This is a genomic window from Streptomyces purpureus (assembly GCF_014648195.1).
Taxonomy (GTDB): domain Bacteria; phylum Actinomycetota; class Actinomycetes; order Streptomycetales; family Streptomycetaceae; genus Streptomyces; species Streptomyces purpureus.
Genome location: NZ_BMQQ01000003.1, coordinates 127,031 through 151,664, shown reverse-complemented (window position 1 = coordinate 151,664; position 24,634 = coordinate 127,031). Strand labels below are relative to the sequence as shown.

At 69.5% G+C, this 24,634-nt stretch carries 26 protein-coding genes and 2 tRNA genes; 22 read left to right on the top strand and 6 right to left on the bottom strand.

What is annotated here, in order from left to right; all coding sequences use genetic code 11:
* The first annotated feature begins 423 nt into the window (after positions 1–423).
* From gyrB to IEZ01_RS06180, 6 genes are all read left to right on the top strand, one after another.
* The gene (gene gyrB / locus IEZ01_RS06205; RefSeq protein WP_229832762.1) at positions 424–2,499 is read left to right on the top strand and encodes a DNA topoisomerase (ATP-hydrolyzing) subunit B; all 2,076 of its coding nucleotides are present in this window, start codon (positions 424–426) and stop codon (positions 2,497–2,499) included.
* Positions 2,500–2,540: 41 nt separating this feature from the next.
* On the top strand, positions 2,541–5,132 hold the full coding sequence (gene gyrA / locus IEZ01_RS06200; RefSeq protein ID WP_019887857.1) for a DNA gyrase subunit A: 2,592 nt from the start codon (positions 2,541–2,543) through the stop codon (positions 5,130–5,132).
* A gap of 96 nt (positions 5,133–5,228) precedes the next feature.
* Entirely contained in the window at positions 5,229–5,783 is a 555-nt protein-coding gene (locus tag IEZ01_RS06195; RefSeq protein WP_028797750.1) for a DUF3566 domain-containing protein, read from the top strand.
* An 87-nt stretch (positions 5,784–5,870) separates the two neighbouring features.
* A tRNA-Ile gene (locus IEZ01_RS06190) sits at positions 5,871–5,944 on the top strand.
* A gap of 168 nt (positions 5,945–6,112) precedes the next feature.
* The gene (locus IEZ01_RS34715; RefSeq protein ID WP_003958712.1) at positions 6,113–6,247 is read left to right on the top strand and encodes a DLW-39 family protein; all 135 of its coding nucleotides are present in this window, start codon (positions 6,113–6,115) and stop codon (positions 6,245–6,247) included.
* A gap of 306 nt (positions 6,248–6,553) precedes the next feature.
* On the top strand, positions 6,554–7,894 hold the full coding sequence (locus IEZ01_RS06180; protein ID WP_040875160.1) for a hypothetical protein: 1,341 nt from the start codon (positions 6,554–6,556) through the stop codon (positions 7,892–7,894).
* Positions 7,895–7,941: 47 nt separating this feature from the next.
* Here the strand turns inward: IEZ01_RS06180 and IEZ01_RS06175 are convergent, their stop codons facing one another.
* Positions 7,942–9,297: a serine/threonine-protein kinase gene (locus IEZ01_RS06175; RefSeq protein WP_189200356.1), complete on the bottom strand. Its 1,356-nt coding sequence runs from the start codon at positions 9,295–9,297 to the stop codon at positions 7,942–7,944.
* 43 nt (positions 9,298–9,340) lie between these two features.
* Complete coding sequence (locus IEZ01_RS06170; RefSeq protein WP_028797751.1) at positions 9,341–9,889, bottom strand: helix-turn-helix domain-containing protein; 549 nt, start codon at positions 9,887–9,889, stop codon at positions 9,341–9,343.
* 129 nt (positions 9,890–10,018) lie between these two features.
* Here IEZ01_RS06170 and IEZ01_RS06165 point away from each other — a divergent pair.
* Positions 10,019–10,091 (top strand) — tRNA-Ala (locus IEZ01_RS06165).
* A 73-nt stretch (positions 10,092–10,164) separates the two neighbouring features.
* Here IEZ01_RS06165 and IEZ01_RS06160 read toward each other — a convergent pair.
* Positions 10,165–10,581: a RidA family protein gene (locus IEZ01_RS06160; RefSeq protein ID WP_019887864.1), complete on the bottom strand. Its 417-nt coding sequence runs from the start codon at positions 10,579–10,581 to the stop codon at positions 10,165–10,167.
* 289 nt (positions 10,582–10,870) lie between these two features.
* Here IEZ01_RS06160 and IEZ01_RS06155 point away from each other — a divergent pair, with 289 nt between their 5' ends.
* The 4 genes from IEZ01_RS06155 (at position 10,871) to IEZ01_RS06140 (ending at position 13,080) form a co-directional block, all read left to right on the top strand.
* A complete protein-coding gene (locus IEZ01_RS06155; RefSeq protein ID WP_189200354.1) occupies positions 10,871–11,065 on the top strand; it encodes a hypothetical protein in 195 nt (64 codons plus the stop codon).
* A gap of 5 nt (positions 11,066–11,070) precedes the next feature.
* Complete coding sequence (locus IEZ01_RS06150) at positions 11,071–11,379, top strand: hypothetical protein (protein WP_019887868.1); 309 nt, start codon at positions 11,071–11,073, stop codon at positions 11,377–11,379.
* Between the two features lie 145 nt (positions 11,380–11,524).
* Positions 11,525–12,007 carry a C40 family peptidase gene (locus IEZ01_RS06145; protein ID WP_189200352.1) on the top strand — a complete coding sequence of 161 codons (483 nt, stop codon included), beginning with the start codon at positions 11,525–11,527 and terminating at the stop codon, positions 12,005–12,007.
* A 2-nt stretch (positions 12,008–12,009) separates the two neighbouring features.
* Positions 12,010–13,080, top strand: a complete 1,071-nt coding sequence (locus tag IEZ01_RS06140; protein ID WP_308427135.1) for an FG-GAP-like repeat-containing protein — start codon at positions 12,010–12,012, stop codon at positions 13,078–13,080.
* On the opposite strand, the gene IEZ01_RS06135 is transcribed toward IEZ01_RS06140, so the two are convergent.
* Positions 13,053–14,174, bottom strand: coding sequence for an AraC family transcriptional regulator (locus IEZ01_RS06135; RefSeq protein WP_189200350.1), 1,122 nt, complete (start codon positions 14,172–14,174; stop codon positions 13,053–13,055). The genes IEZ01_RS06140 and IEZ01_RS06135 overlap by 28 nt on opposite strands.
* Before the next feature lie 157 nt (positions 14,175–14,331).
* Between IEZ01_RS06135 and IEZ01_RS06130 the strand changes: the two genes are divergently transcribed.
* The 3 genes from IEZ01_RS06130 to IEZ01_RS06120 all read left to right on the top strand — a co-directional run bounded on the left by IEZ01_RS06130 (position 14,332) and on the right by IEZ01_RS06120 (position 17,129).
* Positions 14,332–15,321, top strand: coding sequence for a helix-turn-helix transcriptional regulator (locus IEZ01_RS06130; protein WP_189200348.1), 990 nt, complete (start codon positions 14,332–14,334; stop codon positions 15,319–15,321).
* Between the two features lie 254 nt (positions 15,322–15,575).
* Entirely contained in the window at positions 15,576–16,523 is a 948-nt protein-coding gene (locus IEZ01_RS06125; RefSeq protein ID WP_229832732.1) for an endonuclease/exonuclease/phosphatase family protein, read from the top strand.
* Positions 16,524–16,766: 243 nt separating this feature from the next.
* Entirely contained in the window at positions 16,767–17,129 is a 363-nt protein-coding gene (locus IEZ01_RS06120; RefSeq protein WP_019887875.1) for a DUF6344 domain-containing protein, read from the top strand.
* Positions 17,130–17,185: 56 nt separating this feature from the next.
* Here IEZ01_RS06120 and IEZ01_RS06115 read toward each other — a convergent pair whose 3' ends face one another.
* A complete protein-coding gene (locus IEZ01_RS06115; protein WP_189200346.1) occupies positions 17,186–17,911 on the bottom strand; it encodes a DUF5324 family protein in 726 nt (241 codons plus the stop codon).
* Between the two features lie 172 nt (positions 17,912–18,083).
* On the opposite strand from IEZ01_RS06115, the gene IEZ01_RS06110 reads away from it, so the two are divergent.
* Both IEZ01_RS06110 and IEZ01_RS06105 read left to right on the top strand, forming a co-directional pair.
* Entirely contained in the window at positions 18,084–18,611 is a 528-nt protein-coding gene (locus tag IEZ01_RS06110) for a peptidylprolyl isomerase (RefSeq protein WP_189200344.1), read from the top strand.
* Positions 18,612–18,721: 110 nt separating this feature from the next.
* Entirely contained in the window at positions 18,722–19,621 is a 900-nt protein-coding gene (locus IEZ01_RS06105) for a rhomboid family intramembrane serine protease (protein WP_189200342.1), read from the top strand.
* A gap of 282 nt (positions 19,622–19,903) precedes the next feature.
* Here IEZ01_RS06105 and crgA read toward each other — a convergent pair whose 3' ends face one another.
* The gene (gene crgA / locus IEZ01_RS06100; protein WP_019887882.1) at positions 19,904–20,161 is read right to left on the bottom strand and encodes a cell division protein CrgA; all 258 of its coding nucleotides are present in this window, start codon (positions 20,159–20,161) and stop codon (positions 19,904–19,906) included.
* A 140-nt stretch (positions 20,162–20,301) separates the two neighbouring features.
* Here crgA and IEZ01_RS06095 point away from each other — a divergent pair, with 140 nt between their 5' ends.
* The 6 genes from IEZ01_RS06095 (at position 20,302) to IEZ01_RS06070 (ending at position 24,547) form a co-directional block, all read left to right on the top strand.
* Positions 20,302–21,078: a DUF881 domain-containing protein gene (locus tag IEZ01_RS06095; protein WP_189200340.1), complete on the top strand. Its 777-nt coding sequence runs from the start codon at positions 20,302–20,304 to the stop codon at positions 21,076–21,078.
* Positions 21,079–21,092: 14 nt separating this feature from the next.
* Positions 21,093–21,770: a class E sortase gene (locus IEZ01_RS06090; protein WP_189200338.1), complete on the top strand. Its 678-nt coding sequence runs from the start codon at positions 21,093–21,095 to the stop codon at positions 21,768–21,770.
* A 72-nt stretch (positions 21,771–21,842) separates the two neighbouring features.
* Positions 21,843–22,004, top strand: coding sequence for a hypothetical protein (locus tag IEZ01_RS06085; RefSeq protein ID WP_019887885.1), 162 nt, complete (start codon positions 21,843–21,845; stop codon positions 22,002–22,004).
* Entirely contained in the window at positions 22,001–22,639 is a 639-nt protein-coding gene (locus IEZ01_RS06080) for an aminodeoxychorismate/anthranilate synthase component II (protein ID WP_019887890.1), read from the top strand. The genes IEZ01_RS06085 and IEZ01_RS06080 overlap by 4 nt, the downstream gene beginning before the upstream one ends.
* Entirely contained in the window at positions 22,636–23,829 is a 1,194-nt protein-coding gene (locus IEZ01_RS06075; RefSeq protein ID WP_189200336.1) for a class E sortase, read from the top strand. Before IEZ01_RS06080 ends, IEZ01_RS06075 begins: the two co-directional genes overlap by 4 nt.
* A 40-nt stretch (positions 23,830–23,869) precedes the next feature.
* Positions 23,870–24,547 carry a class E sortase gene (locus IEZ01_RS06070; protein ID WP_019887893.1) on the top strand — a complete coding sequence of 226 codons (678 nt, stop codon included), beginning with the start codon at positions 23,870–23,872 and terminating at the stop codon, positions 24,545–24,547.
* Positions 24,548–24,634 lie beyond the last annotated feature (87 nt).

The following is a 24,634-nucleotide window of genomic DNA, read 5'->3' as shown; positions in this document are numbered from 1 at the left end:
CACAGCCCAGCCGCGACTGAGCCACAGCTGCGACGGCCCGCACCTCTCGTACATCCCCTCACTCCCGCCTCACAGAGGCAGCCCGCCGAGCCCCGACCGATCCCCGGCCGAGCCCCCGATCAGGGCGTCCGATCCGGCCGATTCCCCGGCTTCCGGGCCGTCGTACCACCCGCCTCTCCCACCCCGGCGCCGGTTGCCCACAACAGGTAACGGCTCGAAGCTCTAGGTGGCCGTCAGAGCCTCTTGGAGCCCCGTCCCGAATATGGGGAGTCGGGGCGCTCCCGCTCAGGGCGGCACATGAGGACTCAGGGACCGGCAAACCCCCATTCGTGTCGGCGCTACCGGTAGACTGGTCGATAATCCCGCCACCCTGCGGAACATGTCGAACGACGCAGCCGCTCCCGCATGCCCGGAGAACGGCTTGTGCTGTGCCAGAAAGGGCGCTTCGTGGCCGATTCCGGCAACCCCAACGAGAACACTCCGTCCACTGCCGCCGGCGAGAACGGCGAGGTCAACGCCTCGTCGTACGACGCCAGCGCGATCACCGTCCTCGAGGGTCTGGACGCGGTCCGCAAGCGTCCCGGCATGTACATCGGCTCGACCGGTGAGCGTGGACTCCACCACCTCGTGCAAGAGGTTGTGGACAACTCCGTCGACGAGGCCCTCGCCGGCCACGCGGACACGATCGACGTCACGATCCTCCCCGACGGCGGGGTGCGCGTGATCGACAACGGTCGTGGCATCCCGGTGGACATTCACCCCGTCGAAAAGAAGCCGGCCGTCGAGGTCGTGCTCACCGTCCTGCACGCGGGCGGCAAGTTCGGCGGCGGCGGCTACGCCGTCTCCGGCGGTCTGCACGGCGTGGGTGTCTCCGTCGTCAACGCGCTGTCCACCAGGGTCTCCGTCGAGATCAAGCGGGACGGCTACCGCTGGACGCAGGACTACAAGCTCGGCGTCCCCACCGCCCCCCTCGCCAAGCACGAGGAGGTCGAGGACTCCGGCACGTCCGTGACGTTCTGGGCCGACCCGGACATCTTCGAGACGACCGAGTACTCCTTCGAGACGCTCTCGCGGCGCTTCCAGGAGATGGCCTTCCTCAACAAGGGCCTGCGGATCAGCCTCACCGACGAGCGCGAGTCGGCGAAGGCGACGATGAACGCCGACGACCCCGACGCCGCGGAGACCGCGGAGGAGGCGCCGGCGCGGACCGTCTCGTACCACTACGAGGGCGGCATCGTCGACTTCGTGAAGTACCTGAACTCGCGCAAGGGCGAGCTGATCCACCCCACCGTCATCGACGTCGAGGCCGAGGACAAGGAGCGCATGCTCTCGGTCGAGATCGCGATGCAGTGGAACTCGCAGTACAGCGAGGGTGTGTACTCCTTCGCCAACACGATCCACACGCACGAGGGCGGTACCCACGAGGAGGGCTTCCGCGCCGCGCTGACGGGCCTGGTCAACCGCTACGCCCGCGACAAGAAGCTGCTGCGCGAGAAGGACGACAACCTCACCGGTGAGGACATCCGCGAGGGTCTGACGGCGATCATCTCCGTCAAGCTCGGCGAGCCGCAGTTCGAGGGCCAGACCAAGACCAAGCTGGGCAACACGGAGGCGAAGACCTTCGTGCAGAAGGTCGTGCACGAGAACCTGACGGACTGGTTCGACCGCAACCCGAACGAGGCCGCGGACATCGTCCGCAAGGGCATCACGGCCGCCACCGCGCGCGTGGCCGCCCGCAAGGCCCGCGACCTGACCCGCCGCAAGGGCCTGCTGGAGTCGGCGTCCCTGCCGGGCAAGCTCTCCGACTGCCAGTCGAACGACCCCACCAAGTGCGAGATCTTCATCGTCGAGGGTGACTCCGCCGGCGGTTCGGCCAAGTCCGGCCGTAACCCGATGTACCAGGCCATCCTGCCGATCCGCGGCAAGATCCTGAACGTCGAGAAGGCCCGCGTCGACAAGATCCTGCAGAACACCGAGGTCCAGGCGCTGATCTCGGCCTTCGGTACCGGAGTCCACGAGGACTTCGACATCGACAAGCTCCGCTATCACAAGATCATTCTGATGGCGGACGCCGACGTCGACGGCCAGCACATCAACACCCTGCTGCTGACCTTCCTCTTCCGCTTCATGCGGCCGCTGGTCGAGGCCGGGCACGTCTTCCTCTCCCGCCCGCCGCTCTACAAGATCAAGTGGGGCCGCGACGACTTCGAGTACGCGTACTCGGACCGGGAGCGCGACGCCCTCGTCGAGCTCGGCAAGCAGAACGGCAAGCGGATCCGGGAAGACTCGATCCAGCGCTTCAAGGGGCTCGGCGAGATGAACGCCGAGGAGCTGCGCATCACGACCATGGACGTCGAGCACCGCGTGCTCGGCCAGGTCACCCTGGACGACGCGGCGCAGGCCGACGACCTGTTCTCGGTGCTGATGGGTGAGGACGTCGAGGCGCGGCGCTCGTTCATCCAGCGCAACGCCAAGGACGTTCGCTTCCTCGACATCTGAGTCGGTCTCAGCTGACCGTACGAAAGGACTGACGACCAGCAATGGCCGACGAGAACACCCCCGCCACCACCACCGAAGAGGAAGAGCAGCAGCTGCGGATCGAGCCCGTCGGGCTCGAGACCGAGATGCAGCGCTCCTACCTCGACTACGCGATGTCCGTCATCGTGTCGCGTGCGCTGCCGGACGTACGGGACGGTCTCAAGCCCGTCCACCGCCGTGTGCTGTACGCGATGTACGACGGCGGCTACCGGCCCGAGAAGGGCTTCTACAAGTGCGCCCGTGTCGTCGGTGACGTCATGGGTACGTACCACCCCCACGGCGACTCCTCGATCTACGACGCGCTGGTCCGGCTGGCCCAGCCGTGGTCGATGCGGATGCCGCTCGTCGACTCCAACGGCAACTTCGGTTCCCCGGGCAACGACCCGGCCGCCGCCATGCGGTACACCGAGTGCAAGATGATGCCGCTGTCCATGGAGATGCTCCGGGACATCGACGAGGAGACCGTCGACTTCCAGGACAACTACGACGGCCGCAACCAGGAGCCGACGGTCCTGCCGGCCCGTATCCCGAACCTGCTGGTCAACGGCAGCGCCGGTATCGCGGTCGGTATGGCCACCAACATCCCGCCGCACAACCTGCGCGAGGTCGCGGCCGGTGCCCAGTGGGCGCTGGAGCACCCCGAGGCCACCCACGAGGAGCTCCTCGACGCGCTCATCGAGCGGATCAAGGGCCCCGACTTCCCGACCGGCGCGCTGGTCGTGGGCCGCAAGGGCATCGAGGAGGCGTACCGCACAGGCCGCGGCTCCATCACGATGCGCGCGGTCGTCGAGGTCGAGGAGATCCAGAACCGCCAGTGCCTGGTGGTCACGGAGCTTCCGTACCAGACCAACCCGGACAACCTCGCGCAGAAGATCGCCGACCTCGTCAAGGACGGCAAGATCGGCGGCATCGCCGACGTCCGCGACGAGACCTCCTCCCGTACGGGCCAGCGCCTGGTCATCGTGCTCAAGCGGGACGCGGTCGCCAAGGTCGTCCTCAACAACCTCTACAAGCACACCGACCTCCAGACGAACTTCGGCGCCAACATGCTGGCGCTCGTCGACGGCGTGCCGCGCACGCTCTCCCTGGACGCGTTCATCCGCCACTGGGTGACGCACCAGATCGAGGTCGTCGTGCGGCGCACCCGCTTCCGGCTGCGCAAGGCCGAAGAGCGCGCCCACATCCTGCGCGGCCTGCTCAAGGCGCTCGACGCGATCGACGAGGTCATCGCCCTCATCCGGCGCAGCGACACGGTCGATGTCGCGCGCGAGGGCCTGATGGGCCTCCTGGAGATCGACGAGATCCAGGCCAACGCCATCCTCGAGATGCAGCTGCGCCGACTGGCCGCCCTGGAGCGCCAGAAGATCGTCGCCGAGCACGACGAGCTCCAGTCGAAGATCAACGAGTACAACGCGATCCTGGCCTCGCCGGAGAAGCAGCGCACCATCGTCAGCGAGGAGCTGGCGCTGATCGTCGAGAAGTTCGGCGACGACCGCCGCTCCAAGCTGGTGCCCTTCGACGGTGACATGTCCATCGAGGACCTGATCGCCGAGGAGGACATCGTCGTCACCATCACGCGTGGCGGCTATGTGAAGCGCACCAAGACCGAGGACTACCGCTCGCAGAAGCGCGGCGGCAAGGGCGTGCGCGGTACGAAGCTGAAGCAGGACGACATCGTCGACCACTTCTTCGTCTCCACCACGCACCACTGGCTGCTCTTCTTCACCAACAAGGGCCGGGTCTACCGCGCGAAGGCCTACGAGCTGCCGGACGCCGGCCGGGACGCCCGCGGCCAGCACGTGGCCAACCTGCTGGCCTTCCAGCCGGACGAGCAGATCGCCGAGATCCTGGCGATCCGCGACTACGAGGCCGTGCCGTACCTGGTGCTCGCCACCAAGGGCGGTCTGGTGAAGAAGACCGCGCTGAAGGACTACGACTCGCCGCGTTCGGGCGGTGTCATCGCGATCAACCTCCGGGAGACGGAGGACGGCAGCGACGACGAGCTGATCGGCGCGGAGCTGGTGTCGGCCGAGGACGATCTGCTGCTCATCAGCAAGAAGGCGCAGTCGATCCGCTTCACCGCGACGGACGAGGCCCTTCGCCCGATGGGACGCGCCACGTCCGGCGTGAAGGGGATGAGTTTCCGCGAGGGCGACGAGCTGCTGTCGATGAATGTCGTCCGGCCGGGTACGTTCGTCTTCACCGCCACCGACGGCGGGTACGCCAAGCGCACCGCCGTCGACGAGTACCGCGTCCAGGGTCGCGGTGGTCTGGGTATCAAGGCCGCCAAGATCGTCGAGGACCGCGGCTCGCTCGTGGGTGCGCTGGTGGTCGAGGAGACCGACGAGATCCTCGCCATCACGCTCTCCGGTGGTGTGATCCGTACGCGAGTCAACGAAGTCCGGGAGACCGGACGTGACACCATGGGCGTCCAGCTGATCAACCTGGGCAAGCGCGATGCCGTCGTCGGTATCGCACGCAATGCCGAGGCCGGCGCCGAAGCCGTAGAGGTCGACGGCGCCGAGGAAGCCGAAGGTGTCGAGACCGAGGCCGTCGAGGGCGCCGAGCCCTCGGTCGGAGAGCACGAGGAGTAGAGCGTGAGTGGAGCCACGGGCGCCGGATCGGCCGCTGCTGGAGCTGCTGGAGCGAAAGGTGCCCGTGGCCCCGCCACGGACTCCCAGGGGGTTGTGGTGACGGACACTCGGGGGTCGAACCCCTCGTACGACACGTACGCGAACGGGCCGCTGCCCGGCGAGCGCGAGCCCGCGCAGCAGCAGGCCCAGCCTTATCACCCGCCGCAGGCGTACGACGGCCAGGGCGGCGCCGCCGCCTCGGCGGTGCGCCGGCCGCGTACGGGTGCGAAGACGACGCCGCGCACACGCAAGGCGCGGCTGCGGGTCGCCAAGGCCGACCCGTGGTCGGTGATGAAGGTCAGCTTCCTGCTCTCCATCGCGCTGGGCATCTGCACGGTCGTGGCGGCGGCGGTGCTGTGGATGGTCATGGACGCCATGGGCGTCTTCTCCACGGTCGGCGGCACGATCAGCGAGGCCACCGGCTCCAACGAGAGCAACGGCTTCGATCTGCAGTCGTTCCTGTCGCTGCCGCGGGTGCTCATGTTCACCTCGGTGATCGCGGTCATCGATGTGGTCCTCGCCACAGCGCTGGCTACGCTCGGGGCGTTCATCTACAACCTGTCGGCCGGTTTCGTGGGCGGTGTGGAGCTCACGCTCGCCGAGGACGAGTGAGGTCGCGGACCACCGATTTTGGGACTGGCCCCGACGTGCGCTAATCTTCAGAGGTCAGCGCGCGGGACATACACCGCAGAGCGCGGCGGGGCTATAGCTCAGTTGGTTAGAGCGCATCCCTGATAAGGATGAGGCCACAGGTTCAAATCCTGTTAGCCCCACAGACATGATCGGCCCGGACGGAATTCTCCGTCCGGGCCGATTGCTTTGTGGTGTGGCGCTGCGTACGGGCGGTAGTTGACCCCCCGGTAGGTCACCAATCGATATCGGTCGGTGTGTATAGTCGGGCGCCAGAAGTCCCCTACGTCAAGGAAAGACGAGGTCGCGCGGTGAAGAAGCTCCTCCTGGTCGCACTGGCCGCCATCGGCGGGCTCCTCGTGTACCGCCAGATCCAGGCGGATCGCGCCGAGCAGGATCTGTGGACGGAGGCGACCGACTCCGTGCCCGCAGGTTCCGGTGTGTAACACCCATCAAGTCTGCTGACGAAGCCCCGGCCGCGCCTTGTGCGGGCCGGGGCTTCGCGTTGAGCTGGGACCGAAGCCCCTTGAGTTCTACTCCGCAAATCTCTGGCTTGCATGCGCAAAGTCGAGTGATCGCGGTCAGGGGGTGCTGATGATGGGCCTCGCGCGCAGACAGCGGTGGGACGGGCGGGGCAGGATGGACCGGCACCGCGGCCGCCGCGGCACGGCCGCGCGGTCGTCCTGATCGCGGGGGCGGTGATCGCGCCGGTAGGGCGCAGGGCGGCGACGGAGACGACGAGGAGATGGCGCGTGAGCAGGCAGCGCGGCAGGGGCCGGGGGACGGCCGCCGTGGCGAGGGTGTCCGCAGTGGTGTGCGCGGCGCTGTGCGCGGTGGCGCTGCCGGGGCAGGCCTGGGCGGCCGGCGAGAGCCCGTACGAGTTCGACGGCGAGGCGAAGCCCGTCAAGGGCGCCGTGTCGAACAGCGACGCGCAGAGCCTGGCGGCCGGATCGGTCTACAAGGACACGATCGCGAAGGACGGCAAGCTCTACTACCGCGTCGACCTCGACGACCGCACCAACGCCTATGTGTCGGTCGTCGCCGTGCCGAAGCCCGGCGGCAGGGCCGAGTACGGCGACGGCATCGAGGTGAGCCTGCAGGACGGCTCCGGCACGGAGTGCGGCAGCGAGGACGCCCGCTTCGAGTCCGCCGGATACACCCGCCCCCTCGCCGCCTACGCCCATCGCACGATCGAGCCCGGCGAGACCGACTGCCAGAAGCAGGGCGCCTATTACGTCCTGGTCGAGCGGACCAGCAAGGCCATCTCCACCGCTGACGACTGGCAGTTGGAGATCCGGCACGTCGCCGAGCCCGCGCTGAAGGCGGCGGGCCCCACCGACGCGCCGGACAGCTGGCCGTCCAGCTCGCCCCCGCCGCCCGCCGGCGGCCCGCAGAAGCGGACCGGCGGCACCAGCTTCCACACCGCCACCGGCCTGACCCAGGGCGAGTGGCGTGACGACATCAAGCCCGGCCAGACGCTGTTCTACCGGGTTCCGGTCCGCTGGGGACAGCAGATCTACGCCACCGCCTCCCTCGGCAGCAGCTCCGCGGGCAGCAAATACATCGGCAACGCGCTGGTGCTCACGCTGACCAACCCGGCCCACGGCCATGTCGACCAGAAGACGGCGTCGTACGACGGCAGGCCGAGCCAGATGTCGCTCGACCCGAAGCCGCCGGTCGCCTACGAGAATCGTTTCGACTCCTCCGACGAGGTCAGCGCGATGCGGTTCGCCGGCTGGTACTACCTCTCGGCCACGCTGAGTCCCGAACTCGCCCAGTCGTACGGCGACAAGCCCGTGCCGCTGACGCTGCGGATCAACGTCGACGGGAAGGCCGAGGCACCGCCCGCGTACGACGGTCCCGCCGGGATCTTCCAGGTCACCGACGACGACCAGGACGCCGCGGCGAGCGGGCAGAGCGGGCCCGGCGCGGCGCGCAGCGACTCCATGAAGCTGATCGCGGCGTCCGGGATCGGCGCGGGGACCGTGCTCGTGCTCGGCCTCGGCGGCTGGATGCTGTTGGCCCGGCGACGGGCGGGCGCCGCGGCGCCGCAGAGCGGCTCGCAGCAGTACGGCCCTCCGGCCGGCTGGTAGCCCGGCCTGGCCGTGGCCGCTTGGCCTCGTCCTCCGGGGCCGTGCCGTCAGGCCTGGGTCAGCGCCCAGATACCGACCGCGAAACAGACCAGCGCGACGAACAGCACCGGGATCGCCACCTTCGGGGGCGGTCCCGGCCGCTTCGCCACGGCCGGTGCGGGTGGCTGGGCGACCGGCGGCTGGGCGACGGGCGGAACTCCCGTCGCGGGGACGGGAACCTGAGAGCCGTGGGCGGTGTATTGACGAGTAGGAGCTTGTTGATACGGCACCGCGGCCGTCTGGGCCTGGAAGAAGTCCGGCGCGGCGGGTTGGGGGGAGGCCGAATGCGCGGGGACCTGAGTGACCGGGGCGGCCGGTTGCGTGGGGGGTGTGTGCTGCTGGTGGTGTGGCTGCGGCTGCTGCTGGGGCGGCGGAGGCAGATGGAAGCTGCCCGTCTCCGACGGCGAGGGCGGCGGCGAGGCGACGGCCGGGCCGGCCACGGAGGGTACGTCGGCCTGGGCGGCCGGCGCGGGCCTGGCCGCGGCCTCGGGGCCGGTGGGGCCGAAGCCCGCAGGCAGCGGGCCGATCTGGTCGAAGACCTCGACGGGCTCCTCGTCCCCGTCCGCCTCCGGCAGCATCTCGACCGCCGCCGTGAGCGCCTTACGCGCCCCCGTGGCCGTACGGAACCGCGCCCCCGGGTCCGGCTGCAGCAGGCCCGCCAGGACCTGCCACAGCGGCTCCGGAATGCCCTGCGGCGCCCCGGGGGTGCCGTGCGCGGCGAAATACTCGATCAGCGCCTGCGCGTCGGGCTTCTGACCCTGGAGCAGGTAGAGCGCCACCAGGCCGACCGCGAACAGATCGGCCGGGAAGTCCGGCTCCGCGCCCAGCATTTGCTCGGGTGCGAAGTAACCGGGCGTTCCGACCACATAGTTGGTCTCGGTCAGGCGCGGCTCGCCCTTGCGCATCGAGATGCCGAAGTCGGACAGCCGCAGATGCGGACGCCCGGTTCCGGTCGCCTCCAGCAGGATGTTCGCCGGCTTGATGTCGCGGTGCACGACCCCCTCCGCGTGCACCGCGGCAAGCCCGGACAGCAACTGATCGAGCAGGGTGCAGACGAACCGGGGCGGCAGCGGGCCGTAGTCCCCGATGACGTGCGCCAGCGACCCGCCGCTCACCAGATCCATGGTGAACAGCACCTTGTCGTCGTCCGCGGCCCAGCTGGCCGGGGCGAGCACATGCGGGTGGTCGATGCGCAGCGCCTGCTCGCGGACGAAACGGAGCAGGGTGTGCGCGTCGCTCTGCTGCAGAACCTTCGCCGCGACATAGCGACGGCGGCGGTGGTCCCAGGCGCGCCAGACCGCGCCGACCCCACCACGTCCGATCGGGTCGATCAGCTCGTACCGACCCGCGAAGACCTCACCCATGGCGCTGCGCCCGCTCCCAGTTCCGTTCCGGCCCGGCGTTCTCTCAGTTCTGGTGCGACTCGTAGTGGGCGACGGCGTCCGCGGTGCGCCCGGCCCCGTACACCCTGAGGAACTCTGCCAGCTCCGGGTGGCTCGGTGCGAGGGTGTCCGCCGCGTCGATGATGTCCCCGGCCGCCGCGACCGAGCGCAGCAGCGACTGGATCTCCCGCACCACGCGGCGCACGGTCGGCGCACCGGAGCTGTTGGTGGTCTGGCTGGTGCCGGTCAGGACCGAGCCGCCCTGGGACTTCTTGATCTCGTCCATCCGGTCGGTGGCCTCGGCGGCACTGACGCTGCCGTCGGCGACCTGCCCGGCCAGCTCCTGGAGGGCCTGGACCCGCTGGACCACGGCAGGGTTGCCGATCTTGGCCCGCTGACCGCTCATCAGCTGGGAGAGCATGGGCGCGGACAGTCCGAGCACAGCCGCAAGCCGGGCCTGGTTCAGCCCGAGATCGTCGATCAGCCGACGGAAGAGCGCCCCCAACGGCTCCCCGTACCAACTGCGCTGGAGCTCTCTGGCTCTGGCGGTGGCTTCCTGCTGTGTGGCATCCATCACGTCTCCCCATCCCTGCGGTTCGCCACTGCGAACCTCGACGAGCATCTTACGGAGCGTGGTCGTTCATCGGGAGTCCCAAACCTTTTGCGGGATACAGGGGGTGACCCGGTACTCTGGTCTCGTTCCGGGGCCTTAGCTCAGTTGGTAGAGCGCTGTCTTTGCATGGCAGATGTCAGGGGTTCGACTCCCCTAGGCTCCACTCCTTACACCCCTTCTGAACTGCGGAAACGTGGTTCGGAAGGGGTGTTTTTCATGCCTGCCGTGCGGTCTGCTCAGGCACCCCGGACGAGCCCGATCGCCTCGATCTCGATCATCCACTCGGCGTTGGCGAGCGAGGAGACCTCCACGAACGACTCCGCGAGGTGGGGCTTCGCCGGGAAGTGTTCCGCGCGCAGCTTGGCGAAGACGTCCTGCTGGGCGATATCGGTGACGAAGACGGTCGCCTTGATCACGTCGGCGAGGCTGGAGCCGGCGTTCGTCAGTACCGTCGACAGGTTCGCGAGAGCCTGGCGGGCCTGCGCCTCGAAGTCGCCGGCGCCGACCGTGGCTCCCCGGGCGTCGACCGGGGCCTGTCCCGATGTGAAGACCAGGTTCCCGACGCGGATACCGAGAGAGATACCGGCCGACTCGTACCAGTCGGGTTCCGCTGTGACGCGTACCCGCTCGACGGGGGGCTGTGTAACGGACATTCTGCTGACACTCCCTCAGGGAACCTGTGCGGATTCGGTGGCGGGCGCCATCCGACGTGATCCACTCACGACAGCCGCGGGGCGTCGAGATCCATTCCTGTGCGCCCCGCGCGGCACCTCGTGGCACCTCGGTGCCAGGCTCGTTGGTGCCATGCGTCTGCCCTTCCCCGGGGCTTTCCACGGGCGCCAGGATGGTGATCACCGAGAGGGGCTGCGGGAACGGAATCCCGCCAGTCCGGCACCGGAAAGCCGTCATTCGACCGTCGTTCGTGTCTTTGGGAGGACCCCGATGTTCCGCAGAGCTCGCCTGACCGCTCGCCTCACCGTTCGTTGCTCCGCCGGCCGCTCCGTCGCAGCCGGCATGGGCGCCCTCGCCCTCGCCCTCGCCGGTTCTGGCGTGGCGCAGGACGTCATCGGGTCGGACGTGCGGCCGACGTCGGTCGTCGTGCTCGCCTCCGAGGGCGACGTCATCAGCTGGGACTGATCTCGGTGCGTGTCGTCAGCGCCATGCTCCAGGGTGAGCCCGTCGGCCGCGACGCCGGCAGTTTCTCCCCCCTCCTGCACGACCTGTTGTGGGCCCACGCGGTCCCGTCAATCGGACTTGAGCACATCACCGTCCGCCCCATCCGGGCCGGCATGGAGGCCGTGCTCTTCGTCAGGGCCGACTCGGACACCCATGCGCTCGACTGCGCGCGGGACCTGCTCGCCCGGGCGCGTGGACCGATCGCCGCGCACGGCTACGCGGCCCTCCTTCCCTCCCTGCTCGGTGGGCACCCGGAGCACGACGACCGAGCCTGAGCCCCGGCGGCCCGCTCGTCACTCCACCTCCGAGAATCCGGAGTCCCTCTCTCCCCGCGGCTTCCACGCCTTCCCGTGCTTTCCCGCGCCTCCGTGTGCCGTGGCGTCCCCCTGCATGTCTTCAACCTGCCTGTCCCAGAGGAGATTGCGCACGTCCGCACGTCGTACCTCCGCCCGTTCCGCCCTGGTCGTCGCCTCCCTGGCCGCCGTCGTCCTCGGCCTCACCGCCCCGAGCCAGGCCGCGTCACCTGAGCTGACGCCCGCCGCCACCGCCGCGGCGACGGCCACCTCGACCGTCGGTGGCTCGATCAGCCGCACCGAGATGATCCAGCGCGCCCAGTACAGGGTGGACCGGGGGGTCCCGTACAGCCAGCGCGCCTACTACAAGGACCCGCAGGGCCGCACGTACCGCACCGACTGCTCCGGCCTGGTGTCCATGGCATGGCATCTGCCCACGAGCGCCACCACCTGGACCCTGCCGAACTACTCCACGCAGCTGGCCAGCCTGGACGACCTCAAGCCGGGTGACGCGCTCAACAACATCAACGCGCACGTCGTGCTCTTCGCCGGCTGGACCGACTCCAGCCACACCGTCGCCAACATCATCGAACACGCCCGGCCGACCTGACCGTGGGCGGTGAGAACGAGCCCATCACGGTGCCCTGTGTGAAGACGTACACACAGAGCCGCGCCAACTGGGCCTGCTCGGTGCACCTCTACTGGAACCAGTCCACCCTGCGTGAGCAGGAGGCCGCCAAGCTCGCCGAGCAGGCCAGGCAGTGGCAGGACGCGGGCATCCCGGTGGTGCTCGGCGGCGACTTCAACGGCAGCCCGCGCACGAAGACGGCTTCGTACTTCTACGAACCCGGGATCGACGACGGCGGCTGGGGTGCCTTCGTCGAGGCCGACGAGACGGACAAGGACCACTTCGTCGGCACCCCCTGCTCCGACGGGCGCACCCGCTGCCGCAGCGGCGAGCCGACCTTCGGCACCTCGAAGATCGATTACCTCTTCCTCTCCGCCCGTGACTTCAAGGGCGCCAGGGCGGACGTCCTGCCCCAGGACACCTCGGTCTCCGACCACAGGCTGGTGCGCGGCGCCGCGTACTGGGCGGACTGCGGGCCCTCCGCCGACGACGCCGGTGCGGTCTTCCGGCGTGACGCGAACGGCGGGCTCTTCCGGTACGCGGGCCGCACCGACGGCAGCGTCGCCGGCGCCTGCAAGGTCGGCACCGGCTGGAGCGGCATGAAGCTGGTCGCCCGCGACGGCTCGGCCGTCGTCGCCGTCGATGGCACCGGCACCCTGTGGCGCTACCCGGCAGACGCCGTCAACGGCACGTTCTCAGGCAGCACCCGCGTCCAGGTCGGCACCGGCTGGCAGGGGTACGACGTCCTGGTCGCCCCGGGTGACTTCTCGGGCGACGGCAAGGCGGACCTGATCGCGCGGGACACGGCGGGCGTCCTGTGGCTGTACAAGGGCGACGGCGCGAACGGCTACAGCCCCCGCACCCAGATCGGCACCGGCTGGCAGATCTACACCGCTCTCGCCTCGCCCGGCGACCTCGACGGCGACGGCAAGGCGGACCTCGTGGGCCGTGCCAACGACGGCGTCCTGTGGCTGTACAAGGGCGACGGCGCGAGCTACTACAGCCCCCGCACCCAGATCGGCTACGGCTACCCGGCCGGAGAGCTCCTCTTCTGAGCGACGATTCCGCCACTCCCGACCCCTGGAACCCGCCCTGGGCGGATCCCAGGGGTCGTTGCGACGCGGCCGGTGCGGCGCAAGGCGGTGGGTGTGGTGCCGTGCCAGCGTTGGACGGCCCGGCGCAGGGCGCGGGCGTCTGCGTAGCCGCTTCGGGCGGCTATCGCGTCGATGCCGAGATCGGTGTCGTGGAGCAGCCGTGTGACACGGGCTCGCCGCAGGGTCTCGACTTCGTCGCTCCATGTGGTGCCGTGTTCGTCGAGGCGGCGTTGGAGGGTTCGGGTGCTGACGGCCATGCGCCGCGCCGCGGTGGACAGCGTCGGAGCGGTCTCGCCTTGGGCCGAGGCCAGGGTGGTGCGGAAGACGTCCAGCCAGTTGTGCAGGGGGATCGAGGAGGCGAGCGTCTGCTCGGCGTGTCTTCGAAGCACGGCCGACAGGCCCGGCTGGGCGTGCGGGTTCGGGCGCTTCAGCTCGGTGGAGAGGAAGGTGACCGAGCTGACCGGTGCTTCGAAGTCGATGGTGCGGGTGCCGTACAGCTCGGTCAGGGTGTCGTGCCGCCGGGGCGCTTCGGTGGCCAGGGCGACATTGACGGGAACGAGGCGGCGCTGTGCGCTTTCACTGAGACGCCGCTGGCACAGGCTGAGCACGAAGGCGTGGATGGCGCTGGCCGCCTCGTGAGTCAGGTCGGCCCCGTTCACATGGCTGATGGTGATCTGATCGCCGTCTTCGTCGATGGTCAGGGTGTCTGTGCCGACGTCGGCGATGGTGGCCAGGTAGGTCGAGGCGTCCTGGATCCCTTCGAGCGGGGTGGCTGCGGAGGTGATCAGGTAGTCCCAGACCCCCAGGGTGCCGATGCCCGACTGCTGCGCCAGCAGCGCGGACAGCTCTGTCCAGGGGGTGCGGACGGTGCTCAGCTCCGCGATCCGGATGGTCGTGACCGTGGGGGTCCGGCACAGATCGTCGTCGAGGTACTCAGGGGACAGACCCAGCAGGTTTCCATACCCGTTCGGGGGTACGCCGAGCAGATGCGCGGCCTTGACGTTCAGTCGGGTGAGAGCGGAGGAGGTCGTCCCCTGGTGTCCATGTGAAACCACGGCTGCCGAGCATAGAGCAGCTTGGCGCGCACGGTCCCCTGGATGGCGTGTGGTGCCCTGCGACAGGCAGCCCTGTCAGCAATAGCGTGGGGATCGTTCTGTCGGTGAGGCTCCCACGAGAGCGAAGGCCTGCAGAGCCAACGATCCTGGGGGGAACGTGTTGAAGAAAATGGGCCTCGATCCGGCCCTGGAGTCCGTCTACCGAGGTCTGCTGTGCCATCCGGCCGACGGGGTCGCCGAGTTGAGCGACCGTCTGGCGCTGTCCGAGAGCGAGGTGCGCGACTGCCTGGACCGGCTGGTGGCCCTGGAGCTGCTCCAGCCCTCCCGGGAGACTCCGGGAATGTACCGGGCCGTCAGCCCGGAGTTCGGCTTCGACCTGATGCTGCGCCGTCAGGAGGCGGACCTGCTCCGCCGTCAGGCGGAACTCGCCCGCAGCAGGGAGGCCATGGCGCGCACCGTCGCCGAGTTCGCGACGCTGCGGCCCAACACCGTCGTGGACAGTGCGGAGCGGCTGGTCGGTCTCGACGCCATCCAGCAGCGTCTGGAGGCGCTGGCGCGAGACCTCACCCAGGAATGCCTCGCCATCGAGCCGGGCGGCGCTCAGTCGCAGGCGAGCCTGGACGCCTCGCGTCCGCTGGACGAGCGCGCCCTGACCCGTGGCGTGCAGTTGTCGACCATCTACCAGGACAGCGCCAGGAACGACCCGGCCACCCTTGCGTACGCACGCTGGATCAGCGATCTCGGCGGGAAGGTGCGCACCAGTCCGATCGTGCCGCCACGGATGCTGATCTTCGACCGCCTGACCGCCGTCGTCCCCATCGACCCGGCCAACACCCGCCTGGGCGCCCTGTGCACGAGCGCACCCGGGATCGTGGCCCCGCTGGTCACGCTCTTCGAGCAGACGTGGGAGACGGCCGTCCCGCTCGGCTCGGACCACCGCAGCGCGTCGGAGGCCACCGGGGTGTCCCCGATGGAACAGGAGCTGCTCAAGCTGCTGGCGTCCGGCATGACCGACGAGGCCGCCGGCAAGCGCCTGGGCGTCTCCCTGCGCACCGTACGCCGTCAGATGGCCGCCCTGATGGAGCGCTTGAACGCCACCAGCCGCTTCGAGGCAGGTCTGAAGGCCGCCCAGCGCGGTTGGCTCTGACCCCGATGCCGATCGGGTGATCAGCGCATCATCAGAAGGTGATGAGAAGGCCATGTTCCACAGGTAGGTTGCCTCCATGGTATGGAGCTGATTCCGTACCGCAAACGATCAAGGGGGCGTGCTGACATGTCAGCACGGGGGCGGGATCGAGCGGGATCTCCGGCTCCCCTAGGCTCCACAAGCAGGACCCCTCCGATCCGCGACGCGGTGGGAGGGGTCTCTTCGTATGCCCGGGGCGCAGGGGGGGGAGCCATATGAACGGATGCCGAGCCGGCCGGCGGGCAGGTGGTCGCGCCACGGTGGTTCTTGCCGTGGCGGCCGTCCTCGTCGCCGCTCTGCTGGTCTTCCCCGGTGCCGTACCCAACGCGGTCGGCCGGGTGGGCAGCCTGCTGGAAACGTTCCTGCCGTGGCTCGGGCTCGCCGTGCCCGTGCTGCTGGCCCTGGCGGCCCGGCGGCGGTCGGCCGTGGCGCTGGGGGCTGCGCTGGTCCCCCTGGCGGCGTGGTGCGTGCTCTTCGCCGTACCGTCGCTCACGCACACCGACCGGCCGTACGACCTGACCGCGGTCCAGCACAACGTCGACGACGCGAACCCCGATCCCTCCGGCACCGCCCGCGCTCTGCTGCGGGCCAGGCCCGACGTGATCGCCCTGGAGGAGCTGACCCCCGCCGCCCTGCCCGAGTACGCCCGGGCCCTTGCGGCGGAGTACCCCCACCACGCGACCGCCGGCACCGTCGGCCTCTGGTCCCGCCACCCCCTCAGCGACGTACGGCCCCTCGACATCAAGCCCGAGGGCATCCCGGCCGGCTGGCAGCGCGGACTGCGGGCCACCGCCCGCACCCCGCACGGCGAGGTCGCGGTCTACGTGGCGCACCTGCCGTCCGTACGGATCGGGGCGGGCGGGCTGCGCTCCGCCTGGCGGGACGAGAGCGCCGGCCTGCTGGGCGCGGCGCTCGACGCCGAGCCGCTGGACCGCGTGATCCTCCTCGGCGATCTCAACGGCACCCTGGACGACCGCGGCCTCCGGCCGGTCACCGCGCACGTCACCGGGCCGCGCTCCCGCTTCGCCTTCAGCTGGCCCGAGACCTTCCCCCTGGCCAGGATCGATCACGTCCTGACCAGGGAAGCGACCGTCACGGACGTCTGGACGCTGCCCGCCACCGGCAGCGACCACCTCCCCATCGGGTCCCGCATCCGCCTCTGAGCCGCGCCCGCCCCTGGTCCGTCGTGTACGGCTGACGGGCCGCTCAGTCAGGACCCGCGATACAGCCGGGGGACCGGTTCCGCACCCGGGCTGCGCCGTACGGGTGGTGTTCATCGGAAGATCTGCGCGCGCACGGCGTCGCTCCCCGGAATCCCCGGAGGCGTACACATCATGAGAAAGGTATGTAGATCGCGCAACCCGAACTAAGCCATATAAACCGGTCTCGATCGAAAGCGAGGAGCCATGGCCGCCGTCAAGGTCAAGCAGTTCTGGACCGCCTTCGTCTCTCTTCTCGTCGCCCTGTTCGCCTCCGTCGGCCTGACGGGCACCGCCGCCCCGGCCCTCCGGACGCCCGTACGCCGCCCGGAGGGCCCCACCAGCCCCACCGCCCCCGCCGCGCCCGTACGGTCGAAGCGCGCCGCCGCTCCCGTACCCGCCCAGGCGGTGTACCGGGCGCCGATGCCCCGCGACCGGTCCCTGCCGCCCACGATCAAGCAGCGCATCGGCGCCGAGGCGCACGGCTCCTCGCCCTCGGTCCGTCACCTGCCCGCCGGGCCGGCCGAGACCGACCCGGCCCTGGACGAGCCGGCGCTCGCCGCGGTCTGAGCAGGCCCCACCCGGCCTCACTCGGCCGCGGAAGCCCCGGACATCCCCAGTCGCACTCAGCGGCGGTCGTCCCGCTTCGGGGAATCCTTCCCCGGCTCGGACCCGGAATCGGATTCGGCCTGCTTCGCCTCCACCTCAGGGTCGAGCGTGGTCCGCTCGGTACGGTCCGTGCCGTCGACTGAGGAGATGGTGTCCCGTTCGGAGAGCTCGGTAGGCGCGGGCGGCTCGACCAGCCAGTCAGGGTTGGCCTGCTTGTCCCACCACTTCCAGGCGCAGAAGGCGCCGCCGGCGAGGACGCCGAGGACGGCGAGCCCCTTGCCGATACGCCCGGCCCTGGCCCGGCGTTCATGCATCTTGACGAGTTTACGAATGTCCTTCGCCGTGACCTGACCGCGCAGCGCGGCCAGTGCCGCGGTGGAACGCGATCCGGCCTCCGCCATCACCGGCTGGGCCGTGGCGACCGCGTGCTCGACACGCGGAACGGTGAAATCGGCCGCCTGACGGGCGGCCCTGCGGGTCCGGACCGCGGCACGGTGCGCGGCCTCGTCGATCCGCTCCGGAACAAGCGGTGCCACATGGGCGCCATACTGCGCCTTGGCCTGACAAGCGGCCTGATGAGCCGCCATGGAGACTTTCGGCCCCAGCCGCACGCGCGCCTCATGCGCGTAGTGCGAAGCCTGGTCCTTGGCCGTCTCGGCGTAGGGCGCCACCACGTCCGCGGCATGACGCACGCTGTCCTTGGCCGTGGCGGTCGCGGCGCGCACGCTGTCCTTGCGGGTCACGGGATCCTCCTCCTCGGTGGTGGTGTCGGTATTTCGCCTTTCCACCCATTTTGAAATCATGCCTCGTGACTCCGGCTCCGGCATGCGGGACGGGCATCCGGGGCAATCGTGCGAGGATCTGAGGACGTCGAAGACGTCAGGACGACCGATCAGACTCACCGGAAGGCGCACCGTGGCCGAGCAGCTTTACGCCACCCTCAAGACGAACCGGGGCGACATCGAGATCCGGCTTCTGCCGAACCACGCTCCGAAGACCGTCAAGAACTTCGTCGAGCTGGCCCTCGGCGAGCGTGAGTGGACCAACCCGGAGACCGGTGAGAAGACCACGGACCGCCTCTACGACGGCACCGTCTTCCACCGCGTGATCGAGGGGTTCATGATCCAGGGCGGTGACCCGCTGGGCAACGGCACGGGCGGCCCCGGCTACAAGTTCGCCGACGAGTTCCACCCCGAGCTCGCCTTCGACAAGCCGTACCTGCTGGCCATGGCCAACGCCGGCCCGGGCACCAACGGCTCCCAGTTCTTCATCACGGTCGGGGCCACCACCTGGCTGAACCGCAAGCACACGATCTTCGGCGAGGTCAGCACCGCGGCCGGCCGGAAGGTCGTGGACGAGATCGCCGCCGTCGACACCAACCCGAGCACCAACCGCCCGGTCCAGGACGTCGTCATCGAGTCGGTCGAGATCGAGACCCGCTGACCGGCCAGCAGGCCGAAACCCGCTGACCGACCGGGAACCTTTTCGCCCCGCCCGTCCGTATGGATGAGCGGGGCGGTGTGCTGGCTGACCGCAGGAAGAAGGGGAGCTCGATGGAGCAGGCGCCGGGCAGTGGGCAGGAGCCGCAGGGCGGCGCGCATTCACTGCCGAGCTGCTACCGCCACCCGGGCGTGGAGACCGGTATCCGCTGCACGCGCTGCGAGAAGCCGATCTGCCCCGACTGCATGGTTTCCGCCTCGGTCGGCTTCCAGTGCCCCGACTGCGTCCGCGGCGGATCCGGTACGGGCCATGCGCGCGACGCCAACAAGCCGCGCACGATCGCCGGCGGCACCATCGCCGCCGACCCCCGCTTCGTCACCAAGATCCTCATCGGCATCAATCTCGCCGTGTTCCTGACGGTGCTCGCCGCCGGTGAGGTTTTCGTCGCGGAGACCGAGCTGATCGGCTACGCCTTCAGCCCGGCCCTCGGTGAGGTCGTCGGCGTCGCCGACGGCGAGTGGTACCGGCTGCTGACCGCGACGGTGCTGCACCAGGAGTTCATGCACTTCGCCTTCAACATGCTGGGCCTGTGGGTCATCGGCGGCATGGTCGAGCCGGAGCTCGGCCGCGCCCGCTACGCGGCCCTGTGCCTGCTCTCCGGCCTGTCGGGCAGCGCCCTCGTCTATCTGATCGCCGCGCCGAACCAGCCCTCGCTCGGCGCCTCGGGCGTCGTCTTCGGCCTGATCGGCGCCATGGCCGTGCTCGCCCGCCGCCGCGCGCACGACATGGGGCCCGTGCTGCTGTTCGTCGCCCTCGCCCTGCTGCTGACCTTCACCCGCCCCGGGATCTCCTGGGAGGCGCACATCGGCGGCCTGGTCGGCGGCGCGCTGGTGGCCGCCGCCCTGGTGCACGCACCGCGCGAGCGGCGCCGACTGGTGCAGTACACGGCCTGTGGGCTGATCCTGCTGGCGAACGTGGTGATGGTGCTCCTGAGGACCGGCGCGCTCAGCTGAGCGCAAGCTTTCCCCAAAGTTGTCCACAGCGTGTGGCGGATCTTGTGCACTGCGCCGGAAACAGCTGCGCCCCTCGCCCCTGAACTGGGTTTTCCCAGGAGGGGCAAGGGGCGAAGCGATTCACCCAAGAGGCCGCCGCAGTCACACCGGCGTCAACGCCATGTGAGTTATCCACAGATCGTCTGACCTTTTCCCCAGTGTGGACAACGCTGTGGATAACCTCAGGGCAAGGCTTGACCGGCAGCCTGCCGGACCGCTACCGGCAACAGGCCGCCGCGGCCGCTACTTCCACTGCGTGGAGACACCGAAGCCACCGGCGATGAAGCCGAAGCCCACCACGATGTTCCAGTTCCGCAGGGACTTGATCGGCAGCGTGCCGTCGGTGAGATAGAAGACCACGATCCAGGCAAGCCCGATCAGGAACAGCGCCAGCATCACCGGAGCCACCCAGCTGCGCGAGGTGAGCTTGATGTTGGTCGCCTGCTTCGCGGCGGGCGGCGGCGTGAAGTCGGCCTTCTTGCGGATACGTGACTTCGGCACGAGGGACTCTCCTGTCGATGCGCTGCGTGACCGCGCAGATAAATGTGGCTGGCGCCGGGGCGGGAGCAAGGGGGATCTCTGCCTCCCCCGGGCGTCCGTTAGCGTAGTGCTTCCGCGGCGCCGAGTAGGAGAAGGGTACGTTGAGCAATTCTGCCGACACCCCCCAAGGGCCGGTCCGGCGTCCATTCTGGAGGCCCGTCCGGCTGCTCACCGCTGCCGTCTTCGCCCTCGCCGGTCTGATCTTCGTCACCAGCTTCAACACCGCCAAGGGCACCAACATTCGCACGGACGCCTCCCTGCTGCGCCTCTCCGACCTGATCCAGGAGCGCAGCCACAAGAACGCCGAGCTGGACAAGTCCACCGCCGCGGTCCGCGCCGAGGTCGACCGCGCCGCCGAGTCCGCCCGCCGCCAGGACGGCTCCACCAAGGCCGAGGACCGCAAGCTCGCAGCCCTTGAGCAGGCCGCCGGCACCACCAAGGTCGCCGGCTCCGGCCTCACCGTCACCCTCAACGACGCCCCGCCCGGCGCCCAGGCCGCCCCCGGCTACCCCGAACCGCAGGCCAACGACCTGGTCATCCACCAGCAGGACCTGCAGGCCGTCGTCAACGCCCTGTGGAAGGGCGGCGCCACCGGCATCCAGGTCATGGACCAGCGGCTCATCTCCACCAGCGCCGTCCGCTGCGTCGGCAACACCCTGATCCTCCAGGGCCGCGTCTACTCCCCGCCCTACAAGATCACCGCAGTCGGTGACACCCGGACGCTCAACAAGGCCCTCACGGCCTCCCCGGCCATCCAGAACTACCAGCTCTACGTGAAGGCCTACGGCCTCGGCTGGAAAGTCGACGAGCACGAGGCGGTGACTCTTCCCGGCTACTCGGGCACAGTGGATCTCCACTACGCGAAACCGGTGAGTTAGCGCGGGAGGCCCCGGTGCGACTGGTCGTGAAGGCCTTCAGCGAGGCATGCATCACCACCGGCACCCTGATCCTCCTCTTCGTCGTCTACGTCCTGCACTGGACCGGCGTCCAGGCCGGCGCCGCCACCGACGGACAGCTCGACACCCTCCAGCGCCAGTGGGCCGGCCAGGACGTCCCCGCCCGGCAGCCCGCCGCGGGACCCCCGCCACCCAAGCCCTACGAGGACGGCAAGGGCCTCGCCGTCATGTACGTACCCCGCTTCGGCAAGGACTGGGAATGGCCCGTCCTGGAAGGCACCCGCACCGCCACCCTGAAGAAGGGACTCGGCCACTACACCCCCACCGCCCGCCTCGGCGAACGGGGCAACTTCGCCGTCGCCGGCCACCGCCGCACCCACGGCGACCCCTTCAAGGACGTCCCCCGGCTCCGCCCCGGCGACGCGATCGTCCTGACCGACGGCACGACCTGGTTCACGTACCGCGTCGACACGAAGCCCTACCGGACCGTCCCCACCGACATCGGCGTCATCGACCCCGTCCCCCGCGCCTCCGGCTACGCCGGACCCGGCCGCTACCTCACCCTCACCACCTGCGAGCCCGAATGGGGCAGCAGCCACCGGCTGATCGTCTGGGCCCACCTCGACGCGACCAGGCCCGTGACGGCCGGAAGACCCGAAGCTTTGGACAGCTGACCCACGAGACCCTCTCGCCCCTTAGTCTGGTGCGGTACCGAAGGGACACCACAGGAAGGACCAGCGGACGTCATGTACGGCTGGATCTGGCGGCATCTGCCGGGCAACGCGTGGGTGAAGGCACTCACCTCACTCGTGCTCGCCCTCGCGGTTGTCTACGTGCTGTTCCAGTATGTGTTCCCCTGGGCGGAGCCCCTGCTTCCGTTCAACGATGTGACGGTGGACGGCCAGTGAGCGCGCGGATTCTCGTCGTCGACAACTACGACAGCTTCGTCTTCAACCTCGTGCAGTACCTGTACCAGCTCGGCGCCGAATGCGAGGTGCTGCGCAACGACGAGGTGGCCCTCGAACACGCCCAGGACGGCTTCGACGGGGTCCTCCTCTCACCCGGCCCCGGCGCGCCCGAACAGGCCGGTGTCTGCATCGACATGGTCCGGCACTGTGCCGACACCGGTGTCCCGGTCTTCGGCGTCTGCCTGGGCATGCAGTCCATGGCGGTGGCGTACGGCGGCGTCGTCGACCGCGCCCCCGAGCTGCTGCACGGCAAGACCTCCCCGGTCACCCACGAGGGCAAGGGCGTCTTCGCCGGGCTCCCCTCGCCGTTCACCGCGACCCGCTACCACTCCCTGGCGGCCGAGCCGGCCGACCTGCCGGCCGAGCTGGAGGTCACGGCCCGCACCGAGGACGGCATCATCATGGGGCTGCGCCACCGTGAACTGGCCGTCGAAGGCGTGCAGTTCCACCCCGAGTCGGTGCTCACCGAACACGGCCACCTGATGCTCGCCAACTGGCTGGAGCAGTGCGGCGACCGGGGGGCGGTCGAGCGATCGGCCGGGCTCGCGCCGGTGGTGGGCAAGGCAATCGCGTGACGACGGGGTCGCCGTGGTTCCGGGCGACGAATCCCCCGCAGGAGCCCCAGCGGCCGGACCCCGGACCGTACGGGCAGGAGCCGTACGAGCCCGTACAGCCCGTGCCGCAGCTGTACGAGCAGCCGACCCCGCAGCTGTACGAGCAGCCGGCCCCGCAGCAGTACGGGCAGCCGGCCCCGCAGCCGTACGAGCCCGCGCCGCAGGCCTACGACCCGATACCACCGGGCCCGTACGACCCCGGTCCGTACGACCCCGGTCCGTACGAACCGGACGCCTACGGCCAGGGGACCCCGGAGCCGGAGCCCTGGCCGAGCCCGGAGCCGGTAATCGAACCCGATCCGGCCCCCGCCCCGGAGCCGGAGCCCGCGCCCCTGCCGGACCTCGGGCCGGGGCGGGCCGAGCGGCGCAGGGCCGCCAAGGCGCGCGGCCGCAGGGGCGCCGCCGCCCCTCCACCGCCCGATCCGGCCCCGGGGAGACCGCTGACCCGGGTGGAGGCCCGGCGGGCCGCCCGGGCGGCCAAGGAGAGCCTCGGCGTGATCGCCAGCCGGTTCGTCGGCGAGCTGTTCATCACCTTCGGCGTGGTGATGCTGCTGTTCGTCACGTACCAGCTGTGGTGGACCAATGTGCAGGCCGGTCTCGAGGTCGACAAGGCGAAGAACCGCATCACCGACGACTGGGCCAAGGGCCGTAAACCGGATGCCTTCGAGCCGGGTCAGGGCTTCGCCCTCATGCACATCCCCAAGCTTGACGTCGTCGTGCCGATCGCCGAAGGCATCAGCAAGTCCCAGGTCCTGGACCGGGGCATGGTCGGCCACTACTCCGAGGGCGCCCTCAAGACCGCCATGCCCTCCGACAAACAGGGCAACTTCGCGGTCGCGGGCCACCGCAACACTCACGGCGAGCCGTTCCGCTACATCAACCAGCTCTCCCCGGGCGACCCGATCGTGGTTGAGACCCAGGACGCGTACTACACCTACGCGATGGCGAGCATCCTCCCGCAGACCTCACCGTCGAACGTCGCGGTGATCGGCCCGGTCCCGCCGGGCTCAGGATTCACCCAGCCCGGCCGCTACATCACACTCACCACCTGCACCCCCGAGTTCACCAGTACGTACCGAATGATCGTGTGGGGCAAGATGGTCGAGGAACGCCCGCGCAGCAAGGGGAAACCGGACGCGCTCGTAGGCTGACACCCCAGAAACCCTGGGCCTGAAACGACGGGACAGAAGAGTGGCACGTGCGCGCGACCGGATCGCCGGCATCATCAGCGTCTTCGGCGAACTGTTGATCACCGCGGGTGTGGTGCTCGGCCTCTTCGTCGTCTACTCGCTGTGGTGGACCAACGTCATCGCCGACCGGGCGGCCGACAAGGAGATCAGCCAGGTCCGCGACCGCTGGGCCGGCGGCCCGGGCGCCCTCGACACCAAGGACGGCATCGGCTTCCTGCACGTACCGGCGATGGGCAACGGCGAGGTCCTGGTCAAGCGGGGCACCGACCCCAAGACCCTGAACAACGGCGTCGCCGGCTACTACACGGACCCGGTGGCCGCCGCCCTCCCGTCGGCGAAGCGCGGCAACTTCACGCTCGCGGCACACCGCGACGGGCACGGCGCCAAGTTCCACAACATCCACAAGCTGAAGAACGGTGACTCGATCGTCTTTGAGACGAAGGACGTCTGGTACGTCTACAAGGTCTACAAGACGCTGCCGGAGACCTCGAAGTACAACGTGAAGGTCCTCGACCCGATACCGAAGGAATCGGGGAGGACCAAGGCGGGCCGGTACATCACCCTGACGACCTGCACGCCGATCTACACCTCCGACTACCGCTACATCGTCTGGGGCGAGCTGGAACGCACGGAGAAGGTCGACCGCGACCGCACCCCGCCCGCCGAGCTCCGGCTCTGACCGGGCGGCACGCGCTCACGACGCAGAAGGAAAGGGCCCCGGTATCCGTGTCGAACGGATACCGGGGCCCTTTCCTTCTGCTTTGGG